10 protein-coding genes are annotated in these 12658 nt (G+C 67.7%); 8 read left to right on the forward strand and 2 right to left on the reverse strand.

Going from position 1 to position 12658, the window contains the following annotated elements:
* The first annotated feature begins 31 nt into the window (after nt 1-31).
* The 8 genes from dnaK (at nt 32) to WKF39_RS09600 (ending at nt 9961) form a co-directional block, all read left to right on the forward strand.
* Nucleotides 32-1906 (forward strand): molecular chaperone DnaK, encoded by a 1875-nt coding sequence (gene dnaK / locus WKF39_RS09565; protein WP_340387742.1) that lies wholly within the window; start codon nt 32-34, stop codon nt 1904-1906.
* Complete coding sequence (grpE, locus tag WKF39_RS09570; protein ID WP_340387744.1) at nt 1903-2481, forward strand: nucleotide exchange factor GrpE; 579 nt, start codon at nt 1903-1905, stop codon at nt 2479-2481. Before dnaK ends, grpE begins: the two co-directional genes overlap by 4 nt.
* Complete coding sequence (gene dnaJ, locus WKF39_RS09575) at nt 2478-3611, forward strand: molecular chaperone DnaJ (protein WP_340387746.1); 1134 nt, start codon at nt 2478-2480, stop codon at nt 3609-3611. The genes grpE and dnaJ overlap by 4 nt, the downstream gene beginning before the upstream one ends.
* Entirely contained in the window at nt 3608-4009 is a 402-nt protein-coding gene (locus tag WKF39_RS09580; protein ID WP_340387747.1) for a MerR family transcriptional regulator, read from the forward strand. The genes dnaJ and WKF39_RS09580 overlap by 4 nt, the downstream gene beginning before the upstream one ends.
* Before the next feature lie 74 nt (nt 4010-4083).
* A complete protein-coding gene (locus tag WKF39_RS09585) occupies nt 4084-4551 on the forward strand; it encodes an RDD family protein (RefSeq protein ID WP_340387749.1) in 468 nt (155 codons plus the stop codon).
* Nucleotides 4552-4575: 24 nt separating this feature from the next.
* A complete protein-coding gene (locus WKF39_RS09590; RefSeq protein WP_340387751.1) occupies nt 4576-5598 on the forward strand; it encodes an SPFH domain-containing protein in 1023 nt (340 codons plus the stop codon).
* The gene (locus tag WKF39_RS09595) at nt 5595-6485 is read left to right on the forward strand and encodes a hypothetical protein (protein ID WP_340387753.1); all 891 of its coding nucleotides are present in this window, start codon (nt 5595-5597) and stop codon (nt 6483-6485) included. Before WKF39_RS09590 ends, WKF39_RS09595 begins: the two co-directional genes overlap by 4 nt.
* Before the next feature lie 95 nt (nt 6486-6580).
* Nucleotides 6581-9961, forward strand: a complete 3381-nt coding sequence (locus WKF39_RS09600; RefSeq protein ID WP_340387755.1) for a pyruvate carboxylase — start codon at nt 6581-6583, stop codon at nt 9959-9961.
* Nucleotides 9962-9974: 13 nt separating this feature from the next.
* On the opposite strand, the gene WKF39_RS09605 is transcribed toward WKF39_RS09600, so the two are convergent.
* Both WKF39_RS09605 and WKF39_RS09610 read right to left on the reverse strand, forming a co-directional pair.
* Nucleotides 9975-11969, reverse strand: coding sequence for a beta-propeller domain-containing protein (locus tag WKF39_RS09605; protein ID WP_340387757.1), 1995 nt, complete (start codon nt 11967-11969; stop codon nt 9975-9977).
* Nucleotides 11966-12472 carry a SigE family RNA polymerase sigma factor gene (locus tag WKF39_RS09610; RefSeq protein ID WP_340387759.1) on the reverse strand — a complete coding sequence of 169 codons (507 nt, stop codon included), beginning with the start codon at nt 12470-12472 and terminating at the stop codon, nt 11966-11968. Before WKF39_RS09610 ends, WKF39_RS09605 begins: the two co-directional genes overlap by 4 nt.
* Between the last annotated feature and the right edge of the window lie 186 nt (nt 12473-12658).

Below are 12658 nucleotides of genomic sequence, written 5' to 3' on the forward strand. Positions count from 1 at the left end.
CACACGTACTCAACAAGCAGGAGGAAACACCATGGCCAGAGCGGTCGGAATTGACCTCGGTACGACCAACTCGGTTGTCGCCGTGCTCGAAGGTGGCGAGCCCACCGTCATCGCCAACGCCGAGGGCGCACGGACGACCCCATCGGTCGTCGCATTCGCCAAGGACGGCGAGGTGCTTGCTGGCGAGGTCGCCAAGCGTCAGGGCGTGACGAACGTTGACCGCACGGTCCGTTCGGTCAAGCGTCACATGGGCACTGACTGGTCCGTCGACATCGACGGCAAGTCGTTCAACCCCCAGCAGATCTCGGCCTTCATCCTGCAGAAGCTCAAGCGGGACGCCGAGGCCTACCTCGGTGAGCCGGTCACCGACGCGGTCATCACCGTGCCGGCCTACTTCAACGACCACCAGCGACAGGCGACCAAGGAAGCCGGTGAGATCGCCGGCCTCAACGTCAGCCGCATCATCAACGAGCCCACTGCGGCCGCACTCGCATACGGCCTCGACAAGGGCGACGACCAGACGATCCTCGTGTTCGACCTCGGCGGCGGCACGTTCGACGTGTCCCTGCTCGAGATCGGTGACGGCGTCATCGAGGTCAAGGCGACCAGCGGCGACAACCACCTCGGTGGTGACGACTGGGACGAGAAGATCGTCGAGTGGATCGTCACGAAGTTCAAGAGCACCACGGGTCTTGACCTGACGAAGGACAAGATGGCCATGCCGCGTGTCCGTGAGGCGGCCGAGCGCGCCAAGATCGAGCTCTCCAGCTCGTCCTCGACGTCGATCAACCTGCCCTACATCACCGTCGACTCCGACAAGAACCCCGTGTTCCTCGACGAGACGCTGAGCCGCTCGGAGTTCGAGAAGATCACCGCGGACCTGCTGGCGCGCACCAAAGCGCCGTTCAACAGCGTGATCAAGGATGCCGGCCTCCCGCTCACCGCGATCGACCATGTCGTCATGGTCGGCGGCTCGACCCGTATGCCCGCCGTCAGCGCCCTCGTCAAGGAGCTGACCGGAGGCAAGGAGCCCAACAAGGGCGTCAACCCCGACGAGGTCGTCGCGATCGGCGCCAGCCTCCAGGCCGGCGTCCTGAAGGGCGAGGTCAAGGATGTCCTGCTGCTCGACGTCACTCCGCTGAGCCTCGGCATCGAGACCAAGGGCGGCGTCATGACCAAGCTCATCGAGCGCAACACGACGATCCCGACCAAGCGGTCCGAGGTCTTCACGACGGCCGACGACAACCAGCCCTCCGTGGCGATCCAGGTCTACCAGGGTGAGCGCGAGATGGCGGCGGGCAACCAGCTGCTGGCAACGTTCGAGCTCACCGGGCTGCCCCCCGCCCCGCGCGGGGTACCGCAGATCGAGGTCACCTTCGACATCGACGCCAACGGCATCGTCAACGTCTCGGCCAAGGATCGTGGCACCGGCAAGGAGCAGTCGATGACGATCACCGGCGGCTCGGCGCTGTCCAAGGACGACATCGACAAGATGGTCAAGGACGCCGAGCAGTACGCCGAGGATGACCGCAAGCGCCGCGAAGAGGTCGAGACCCGCAACCAGGCCGAGTCGCTGGCCCACTCCACCGAGAAGTTCCTCGCGGAGAACGGCGACAAGGTCGGTGACGAGGTCAAGACCGAGGTGCAGGCCGACCTCGACGCCCTCAACGAGGCGCTCAAGGGCGATGCGCCGGACGCCGTGCAGGCTGCGGTCACCAAGCTCGGTGAGTCCAGCTCCAAGATGGGCGAGGCGATGTATGCCGCCGCTGCCGCCGAGGCCCAGGCCGCCGGTGGTGAGGCGGGAGCGCCGACGGACACGGCGGACGATGACGATGACGTCGTCGAGGCCGAGATCGTCGACGAGGACATCGCGGACGACGCAGACAAGAAGGAGGGCGGGAAGTGACCGACCCTGACGGGTCGGTCCCCGAGGACGAGGTGGTCGAGCCGGCGGAGGACACTCCGCCGGCCGACGCCCCGGCCGCACCCGAGCCACCGACCCTCGAGGAGCAGCTGGCCGAGCGCACGCTCGACCTGCAGCGCCTCCAGGCCGAATACGTCAACTACAAGCGACGCGTCGACCGCGACCGCGAGCTCGTACGCGCTCAGGGCGAGGTCGCCGTGCTCCAGTCGCTGCTGACGGTGCTCGACGACATCTCCCGGGCCGCCGATCACGGCGAGCTCGAGGGCGGATTCAAGGCCGTGGCCGATGCCCTGCAGCAGGCCGTGGCCAAGCACCGGCTCGAGGCGTTCGGCATCAAGGGCGAGGCATTCGACCCGTCGCTGCATGAGGCGGTGTTCCACGCCGGTGAGTCCGCCGAGGTCGACACGACATCGGTCGACAGCGTCATGCGTACCGGTTACCGGGTCGGCGATCGGGTGCTTCGGCCCGCGACCGTCGGCGTGGTGGATCCCGCAGCAGCGGTTCCGAGCGGCACTGAGCCGGCAACCGAGCCTTCGGACCAGTCGAGCGACGAATGAGTCCCGGGGCCAGTGACTGGGCGACGAAGGACTTCTACAAGGTCCTCGGAGTCAAGAAGGACGCGTCCCAGGACGAGATCAAGAAGTCCTATCGCAAGCTCGCTCGCGACAACCACCCCGACTCCAACCCGGGCAACAACGCGGCCGAGGAGCGCTTCAAGGAGATCTCCGAGGCCTACGCGGTCTTGTCGTCCAAGGACAAACGCAAGGAATATGACGAGCAGCGCACGCTGTTCGGCCAGTTCCGTGGTGGTGGGCCCGGCTACCGCCCACCCGGCGGCCCGGGCCAGCCCGACTTCGATGTCAGCGATCTCTTCGGTGGACTGTTCGGCGGCCGAGCGCGAGGACGTCAGCGTCAGCCGCAGGCCCGCAAGGGCGACGACCTCGAGACCGAGGCGACGATCACCTTCGAGCAGGCCGTCGAGGGCGCAACCCTGCCGCTGCGGATGACCAGCGATGAGGCCTGCACCCATTGCCATGGCACCGGCGCCAGGCCCGGCACCGTGCCCAAGGTGTGTGGCAAGTGCCAGGGCAGCGGCATGCAGACCGGTGCCGCCGGTGGCGTGTTTGCCATGACCGAGCCATGTGACCAGTGCCGGGGGCGCGGGCTCATGGTCGAGCATCCGTGCGACATCTGCCGCGGGTCCGGTCGTGCCCCGTCCAGCCGTACGCTCAACGTCGGGGTGCCTGCCGGGGTCAAGGACGGGCAACGCATCCGACTCAAGGGCAAGGGCGCCAAGGGTGACGCCGGAGGCCCTGCCGGTGACTTGTTCCTCGTCGTGCACGTCGAGCCGCACCAGCTGTTCGGGCGCCGGGGCGACCATCTCACGATCACAGTGCCGGTGACGTTTGACGAGGTCGCGCTCGGCACGCAGATCCAGGTTCCGACGCTCGAGGGACCGCCCGTACGCATCAAGCTCCCTGCCGGCACGCCCAACGGACGAACATTCCGGGCGAGCGGCAAGGGGGCGGCTCGGAGGTCAGGCGGCCGGGGTGACCTCCTGGTCACGGTCGACGTGCAGGTGCCGGTCGAGCTCACCGACGAGGCCAGGGCCGCACTCGAGACCTTGCGCGACCTCCGCGGCACGGCGTCGCCACGTGATGGACTCTTCGAGGTGGTGACCAAATGACACCGAACCTCCCGGGTGCCGGAGGAGGATTCGTCCCCCCTGGGCCGGAAGCCAAGGTCTTCGTGATCAGTGTGGCGGCCGAGCTCTCCGGGCTGCACCCGCAGACCCTGCGCACCTATGACCGGCTGGGCCTGGTGGCCCCCGGGCGTACTGGTGGCGGCGGGCGCCGCTACTCGTTGCGTGACGTCGAGCTGCTGCGCACGGTCGCTCGGCTGACTGCCGAGGGGCTCGGCCTGGAGGGCGTCAAGCGGGTCATCGACCTGGAGAATCAGGTGCTCGCCCTGCGTGAGCGGGTCGCCGAGCTGCAGGCCGAGCTGGCCCAGGCCAGGTTGCCGCAGAACCTCCCGGCGCTGATCGCAGACCAGCATGTCGTGATCTGGCACAAGAAACGGCGCTGACGTTTCGGCGATTCCCCTGTCTGAGTGCGGGGAGCAGATACGTTGTCTCCCGAACACCCAACCAAGGAGATTGCATGACTGATCCGTACGCCGCCGCAGCACCGCAGAGCACCGGTGGCGCATTCGCCAGCTGGGGTGCGCGATTCGCCGCCCTGTTGATCGATGCGATCCCGACGATTGTGGTGTTCTTCCTCGCCGCGACGCTCTTCGGGACGAGCGAGACCTCGGACGGCGGCGCGTCGTTCCAGCTGCAAGGGGGTGGGGCACTGCTCTACTTCGCCTTCCTGATCGGTTGGTTCGTCTTCAACGTCCTCTATCTTCAGGGCACCAAGGGCCAGACGATTGGTAAGAAAGTTCTGGGCATCGGGATCTATCGGGTCGGCACGAGCGAGCCCCTCGGGATGGGCATGACATTCGTCCGCCAGCTCGCCCACATCCTCGACGCGCTCCCCTGCTACCTCGGGTTCCTGTGGCCGCTGTGGGACAAGGAGAATCGCACGTTCGCCGACATGCTGCTGTCGTCGCGCTCCTACAAGGTCTAGTCCCGTCGCCCATCGGAGGACCGCATGGCAGACATCTCGAAGCGTCCGTTCGCCAGCCACCTGAGGTCGGATCCGACCTCATTTGTGCTGCAGCTCAAGTCGGGACGGGTCAAGCGTTCCGGAGCCGGAGTCTCGTTCTGGTTTCGACCGAGCACGGCGGCGCTCGCCGAGGTGCCGCTCGACGATCGCGAGCAGGCGCTGATGTTTCAGGCCCGTACTTCGGATTTCCAGATGGTGTCGGTCCAGGCGACCGTGACCTACCGAGTGTCCGATCCGGCGGTGGCGTCGACGCGCATCGACTTTGGCATCAACCCCCGTACTGGGCAGTGGAACGCCCGGCCGCTCGAACGACTCGGTGGGCTCCTGACAGAGCTGGCCCAGCAGCCCGCGCTGGAGTATCTCGCCGGGATTCCGTTGGCCGAGGCGTTGTCCCATGGCATCGGTCCCGTACGCCAGCGGGTCGCTGAGCAGCTCGCTGATGATCAACGACTCTTCGAGCGGGGCCTGTCGGTCACCGACGTGCGGGTCGTCGCGATTCGCGCCGAGGCCGAGCTTGAGCGAGCCTTGCAAACTCCCACACGCGAACTGGTGCAGCGGGAGGCCGATCGGGCAACGTTCGAGCGACGAGCGGCTGCAGTCGAGAGCGAGCGGGCGATCGCCGAGAACGAGCTGCAGAACCAGATCGAGCTGGCGCGTCGTGAGGAGGAGCTCGTCGTCCAGCGCGGTCAGAATGAGCGCAAGCGGTCCCGTGAGCAGGCCGAGGCGGACAAGATCGCCACGACGTCGCAGGCCGAGAGGCAGGGACTGCTGGCCAAGGCGGACGCGGATCGGACCCGAGAGCTCGGTGAGGCGGAGGCGGCGGCCGAGATCTCGAAGTTCGCGGCGTATACCGGAATCGATCAGGACAAGCTCCTGGCGCTCGCGGTGCGAGAGCTGGCTGCCAACGTCCCCCCAATCACGCATCTCAGCGTGGCGCCCGAGGTGCTCGGGCAGCTGCTCACTCGCTTCGCCGACGGGCAGGAGTCGCCAGATACGGTGACCGAATGAGCCTTCGGCCTCGCGCCGTCGTGGTTCATCGGCGCTCGGAGTACGACGACCTGGTCGCCCGCCACGGCACGCACGGTCAGGCCGAGTTCTACCTTTCGCAACGCGGAAGGGACATCGCCGAGGTGCAGGATCGGCATGCCGCCCTCGACTCCGCGATGGCCGGTGTCTCGGCAGGCATACCGGCGCAGTGGCGCCGGACCGAGGTCGAGCGGGCCGAGCTCGACCGGTTCGTGTTCGGCCCCGAGGACGTCATCGTCGCCGTCGGCCAGGACGGGCTGGTGGCCAACGTGGCGAAGTACCTCGCCGGACAACCCGTCGTCGGGGTCAACCCGGAGCCGCAGTGGAATCCCGGGATCCTCGTCCCACACGCGCCCTCTGGGGCGGGACGGGCGATGGTCGCCTGCGTCGCGGGTGCTGCGCGCATCGAGGAGCGCACGATGGTGGAGGCGGTGACCGATGATGGCCAGGAGCTGCGCGCCCTCAACGAGGTCTTCATCGGGCACCCGACCCACCAGTCATCCCGATACGTCCTGCGGACGGGGGACCGGCAGGAGCGGCACTCCTCATCCGGGATCCTCGCCGGCACCGGCACCGGCGCAACCGGCTGGCTGCGGTCGAGCTGGCAGGAACGGCGGAGTGAGCTGCCGCTCCCGGTGCCGACGGCGACGGAACTTGTGTGGTTCGTGCGGGAGGCGTGGCCGTCGCCAGCGACCGGCACGGCATACACCGAGGGGGTCATCGCGGACAGTGAGTCGTTGGTCGTCTCGGTCGAGTCCGACCGGCTGATCTGTTTCGGAGACGGGATCGAGCAGGATGCGTTGTCGCTTTCCTGGGGGCAGAAGCTGACCGTCCGCCGGTCGGCCTGGCGGCTTCGCCTGCTGGTCTGACCTGTCGCCACAAACATGAGGAACCCCTCGCAATGTCCCCGAAACCAGCGGGCGATAGGTTGAGGCGTCGCTTCCGCCGAGCAAGGATGATCCCGTTGTTCCAGAAGATTCTCGTCGCCAACCGAGGTGAGATCGCCATCAGGGCGATTCGCGCCGCCCACGAGCTCGGGGTGGCCACGGTGGCGGTGTTCCCCTACGAGGATCGTGGGTCTGAGCACCGCGTCCGGGCTGACGAGGCATACGAGATCGGGGAGCGAGGTCACCCGGTCCGCGCCTACCTGGACCCTGAGGCGATCGTCGAGGCCGCGGTGCAGTGCGGAGCCGACGCGATCTACCCCGGCTATGGGTTCCTGTCGGAGAATCCAGACCTTGCCGAGGCGTGCGAGCGGGTCGGGATCACCTTCATCGGTCCGCCCAAAGAGGTCCTCGAGCTGACCGGCAACAAGGCCAGCGCGATCGCTGCGGCCAAGGCGGCCGGCGTGCCGACGCTCAAGTCCGTCGAGCCCTCCGCCGATGTCGACGTGCTCGTCGGGGCGTCCGATGTGCTGACCTATCCGCTGTTCGTCAAGGCCGTCGCCGGCGGTGGCGGCCGGGGCATGAGGCGGGTGGACGACCCGGACCGGCTGCGCGAGTCGATCGAGGCCGCGATGCGTGAGGCTGACGGCGCCTTCGGCGACCCCACCTGCTTCATCGAGGAGGCGGTCGTCGACGCCCGCCACATCGAGGTGCAGATTCTTGCCGACCAACGCGGCAATGTCGTCCACCTGCGGGAGCGGGACTGCTCGGTGCAGCGCCGCCACCAGAAGGTTGTCGAGATCGCACCGGCGCCCAACCTCGACCGCGACATCCGCAAGGCCATGTGCGCCGACGCGGTCGCGTTCGCCGAGTCGATCGACTATTCGTGCGCGGGCACCGTCGAGTTCCTCCTGGGTGCCGACGGCCGCTACGTCTTCATCGAGATGAACCCCCGGATCCAGGTCGAGCACACCGTCACCGAGGAGGTCACCAACGTCGACCTCGTCCAGGCCCAGATGCAGATCGCTGCCGGCGCAACGCTCGCCGATCTCGACCTCGACGTGCAGGAGAACATCAAGGCGCGAGGCTTCGCGCTGCAGTGCCGCATCACGACAGAGGATCCGTCCAACGGATTCCGTCCCGACACCGGGACGATCACGTCCTACCGGTCGCCGGGAGGCCCAGGCGTACGCCTCGACGGCGGCACGACCTACACCGGAGCCGAGATCGGGGCCCATTTCGACTCGATGCTGTCCAAGCTGACCTGCCGCGGTCGTGACTTCGACGCGGCCGTGACCCGCGCAGAGCGCGCCCTGGGGGAGTTCCAGGTCGGCGGGGTGTCGACCAACATCCCGTTTCTCAAGGGCCTGCTCGCCAACCCCGACTTCCGCTCCGGCCGGGTCACGACGACGTTCATCGAGGAGCACCCGGCCCTGCTCGAGGCGTCCGGCGCCTCCGATCCGGCCGGCAAGATCCTGTCGTGGCTGGCGGACGTGACAGTCAACAAGCCGCACGGGTCGGCACCGACACTGATCGACCCCCGCACCAAGCTGCCGGACGTCGACCTCTCAGTGGCGCCGCCGGACGGATCGCGGCAGCTGCTGGTCGAGCTCGGCCCCGAGGGATTTGCCGCGGCTCTGCGGGAGCGCGACACCGTGGGGGTCACCGACACGACATTCCGCGATGCCCACCAGTCGCTGCTCGCCACTCGCGTGCGCACCCGCGACCTCGTGACGGTCGCGCCCTATGTCGCGCGGACGACTCCGCAGCTGTTGAGCATCGAGGCGTGGGGCGGCGCGACCTATGACGTGGCTCTGCGGTTCCTCAAGGAGGATCCGTGGGACCGGCTCGCCGCGATGCGGGAGGCGGCGCCCAACATCTGCCTCCAGATGCTGCTGCGCGGCCGCAACACCGTCGGATACACGCCCTACCCGACCGAGGTCACCGACGCCTTCGTGCACGAGGCGGCAGCGACCGGCATCGACATCTTCCGCATCTTCGACGCCCTCAACGATGTCGACCAGATGCGCCCGGCGATCGAGGCCGTGCGCGCGACCGGAACCGCCGTCGCCGAGGTCGCGCTGTGCTACACCGGCGACCTGTCCGACCCCGACGAGAGCCTTTACACCCTCGACTACTACCTCCGGCTCGCCGACCGGATCGTCGACTCGGGCGCGCATGTGCTGGCGATCAAGGACATGGCCGGTCTGCTCCGCGCTCCGGCCGCCCGCACCCTGGTGCTGGCGTTGCGTGAGCGGTTCGACCTCCCGGTGCACCTCCATACCCACGACACACCCGGGGGACAGCTCGCGACCCTGGTGGCTGCGATCGAGGCCGGGGTCGACGCGGTCGACGCAGCCGCAGCAGCGCTGGCCGGCACGACGTCCCAGCCGCCGATGTCGGCGCTCGTCGCCGCGACCAATCACTCCGACCGCGTCACGGGGCTGGACATCGAAGCCGTCAATGCGCTCGAGCCCTACTGGGAGGCGACGCGCCGCCTCTATGCCCCGTTCGAGTCGGGGCTGCCGGCGCCGACCGGTCGCGTCTATCGGCATGAGATCCCCGGCGGGCAGCTGTCCAACCTGCGCCAGCAGGCCATCGCGCTCGGCCTCGGCGAGAAGTTCGAGCAGATCGAGGACATGTATGCAGCGGCCAACGACATCCTCGGCAACGTCGTCAAGGTGACGCCGTCGTCCAAGGTCGTCGGTGACCTGGCGCTGCACCTGGTGGCCGTCGGTGCCGACCCCGCGGAGTTCGCGGACGACCCTGCGTCGTTCGACATCCCCGAATCGGTCATCGGCTTCTTGTCCGGTGAGCTCGGCGATCCGCCCGGTGGCTGGCCAGAGCCGTTCCGCACCAAGGCGCTCGAGGGACGCAACACCACACCGAAGGTCACCGAGCTGACCGACGACGACCGGTCCGGGTTGGTCGAAGACCGCCGCCACACGCTCAACCGGCTGCTGTTCCCCGGCCCGACCGAGGAGTTCGACAAGTCGTACGTCGAATATGGCGATCTGTCGTCGGTGCCGACCGCCGCGTTCCTCTACGGTCTGCGCGGTGGTGATGAGACCGAGGTCGAGGTCTCGGAGGGCAACCTCCTGCTGTTCGGCGTCGAGGCCATCGGTGATGCCGACGAGCGTGGCATGCGCAACGTGCTGGGCACGATCAACGGCCAGCTCCGACCGACCGAGGTCCGTGACCAGTCGGTCGACTCCAAGGTCGCCTCGTCCGAGAAGGCCGACACCGCCAATCCCCAGCATGTTGCAGTGCCGTTCGCAGGCGTCGTGCACGCGACCGTTGCCGAGGGTGACACCGTGGAGGCCGGCCAGACCGTCGCGACGATCGAGGCCATGAAGATGGAGGCCTCGATCACGACTCCCAACGCTGGCACCGTGGCCCGCCTCGTCATCCCCGACACCCGGCAGGCCGAGGGCGGCGACCTGCTGCTCGAGCTGGAGTAGGTGACCCCTTCGTTCAGGGCAGGTCGAAGAAGCGCACGTCCTCTCCCGTGATCAGGACGACGCGGTCGTCCGGCATCGCGATCGTGCGCACCTGGGCGGCGTCGGCGCCGTACTCGACCTTGGTCAGACGGCTCGTCAACCGTCCGTTCCGAATCTCGATCGTGGCCAGGCTGACCGTGGAGCTCTTTTGGAGCACAGTCAGGACCGTGTCCTGCTCGGGCAGGTAGGTGAAGGCCCGCGGCTCTCCGGCGGCGATCGGTTCGGAGCCTGGATACTGCTCGACATCGGTGCGCTTGACGTCGGTGAGGTCGGATGTGTCGAACACCGCGATCTGGGCGCTGCCTCGATCCCTTCCCCCGCTGAACCCGATGCCCAGCATCTCGTCGTTCTCGAGTGGGTGGAGATAGTCGCTGTAGCCGGGGATCTTGAGCTTGCCGATCAGCTTGGGGCGCGAAGGATCAGCGAGGTCGATCGTGTAGAGGGGGTCGACCTGTCGGTAGGTCACGACGACTGCCAGGTCGTCGAACCAGCGCACTCCCTTGATCTCCTCGTTCCTACCCAGCCTGTCGACGCGTCCTGCCTCGACCAGCTCCTGACCATCGCGCCTGAGGGTGACGACGGAGTTGAAGGGGCCGGTCTCGCTGGACGGTCCGACGGCGACCCGCAGCACGTCGTCGGCCTCGTCGAGCGACCAGCGGTCCTGGATCCTGCCCTCGATCTCGCCCGAGGCGACGTGGCTGGCGAACACGCCGTCGAGCTCGAAGTCGTACAGGTGTGTCGTCCCTCCTGCCGATCCGGTCATCGGCACTACGCGCCCGGGAAAACAGTCGAAGCAGTCGTCCAGCCTCGCTATGGCGGCCGGTTCGGGACTGTCGGCCAGGTAGAGATGGTCCGCCGACTCGTAGGCGATCGTGGCGCCGCCGGCCAGGCCGATCGTCTGCGGAGCTGCGGGGGCGGAGGCCTTGAAACCGACGATGCTGACGGTGTCGAGGCCGGAGGCGGCCGGCGGCAGGGCCACATCCGTGCAGTCGAGGAGCTGCTCCGAGCCGTCCCCGGAGTCGTGTGTCGGCAGCCAGTCCTTGATCGTCGAGTCCTCGACTGCTGCCCGGTTGGCGGTGAGTGCCTGCGTGGGGGTGACCTTGCCTCCGGGTTCGACGAAGTCCAGCTCGGGCAGACCCGCCGCGAGGACCAAACGGACCGTCGCTCCGTGCTGACGCGTCGAGAGCACGCGCGAGGAGTACGTCACGGTGGACTCGATCGTGGGCTTTGAGGGCTGCTTGATCGAGATGGTCATGATCCGACTCCCACGGCGTTCGCCGGTCACATCGTCGCGGGGGCTGACCTGGTCGGCACCGATCGCGACGACGGTCGTGCCGGAGAGCAGGATCTCGCCGTCCTCGAGACGCGGCAGCCGGATCGTGGACTGCTTGGTCACCTTGTCGCCCGAGGCGTCATAGACCAGCAGGTCGTCCCCGCGGAGCCTGATCACAAGCTTGCCGTTGCTCTTGACGGTGTCGGGCTCGTCGACATCGGGCTCCTGGATGTTGGTCCCGGTGGGACCCGCGGTCTGCCCCTCACGGGTGCTGAGCCTGCTGGGGGTGGCATTGGTCAGTGCGTCGCGTCGTGGGCCGAGCTGCACTGGACTCAGAGGGAGCCCAGCCTTCCCATAGCCGTACCCGGTCCCCCATCCCCACTCCGTCACCAGCCCGAGCGCACGGTCGCGGTATGAGGCGAGGAGATCGTCACAGCTCTGTGCCGGGTCGAGGTCTGCCTGGAAGGCCACCGGGCTCGGCCCGGGTCGTGCTGAAAGGTCGGCCGGCCCCGGCGCGTTGCCGTCGATGGAACCGGCAATGTAGGCCCCGATCAGGGCCGCCGACGCGGCGACGGCGAGCGCAGGCCCGCGGACGGCGCGGCGCTTGGCCTCTCGGTCCCGGCCCGCGCGCAGGATCGCATCCACGGGAGGCGTGCTGGTGGGCAACTCGTTCCACTGGTCGTCAAGGTCGGTCATCGTCGCTCCTCGGACATTTCGATGAGGTGGTGTGAGTCGGCCAGGCGGTCCAGTGAGCGCGACATCCGACTCTTGACTGTTCCCACGGAGATGCCGAGTGCCGCGGCGGTCTGTGCCTCGGTCAGCTGGACGAAGTAGCGCAACACCACGACATCGCGGTTTGGCTTGGTCAGCCCTGCGAGCGCCTGGTGCACTGCATCTGCGATCACGACCTGGTTGCTCGCATCGTCGATCCGCCCGTCGGGTTCCGCATCGACGCGGCCGCGCCACCATCGCGTACGGCGTGCGTCGCGCAATTGGTTGAGCAGCATCCGGTAGACATACGCATCACGGTTGGTGGCATCGGTCACACGCTCCCAGCTGGCGTAGCAACGCACCAATGTCTGCTGTGCGAGATCTTCGGCCTCATACGGACTCGCACCCAGGAAGATCGCCGCCCGGACCAGATCGCGCCAACGCGAACGAACGAAGTCGGCGAAACCCGCCTCTGCCGTCGCGTCCACATTGCCTCCTGAGGTGACCTGCCACCTTACGACGGGGCCCGGGCCTGGAAGGTTCCATCGGAAGTGCTGCGGATCGAGCACCTCGGTCCCGCGTCCTCAGGCTCCTCTCACGCGTAGGAGGTCGGATCATGACACACTCGGAGGGCACACCATCCCGCTGTGGCTGACTCCTGTCCGCGGGTGACG

It is taken from the genome of Aeromicrobium sp., from assembly GCF_037719875.1.
In the GTDB taxonomy this organism is placed as follows: Bacteria; Actinomycetota; Actinomycetes; order Propionibacteriales; family Nocardioidaceae; genus Aeromicrobium.

Coding starts and splice junctions, on each gene's coding strand:
- dnaK (WP_340387742.1), top strand. CDS start 32: ATGGCCAGAGCGGTCGGAATTGACCTCGGTACGACCAACTCGGTTGTC.
- dnaJ (WP_340387746.1), top strand. CDS start 2,478: ATGAGTCCCGGGGCCAGTGACTGGGCGACGAAGGACTTCTACAAGGTC.
- WKF39_RS09580 (WP_340387747.1), top strand. CDS start 3,608: ATGACACCGAACCTCCCGGGTGCCGGAGGAGGATTCGTCCCCCCTGGG.
- WKF39_RS09585 (WP_340387749.1), top strand. CDS start 4,084: ATGACTGATCCGTACGCCGCCGCAGCACCGCAGAGCACCGGTGGCGCA.
- WKF39_RS09590 (WP_340387751.1), top strand. CDS start 4,576: ATGGCAGACATCTCGAAGCGTCCGTTCGCCAGCCACCTGAGGTCGGAT.
- WKF39_RS09595 (WP_340387753.1), top strand. CDS start 5,595: ATGAGCCTTCGGCCTCGCGCCGTCGTGGTTCATCGGCGCTCGGAGTAC.
- WKF39_RS09605 (WP_340387757.1), bottom strand. CDS start 11,969: ATGACCGACCTTGACGACCAGTGGAACGAGTTGCCCACCAGCACGCCT.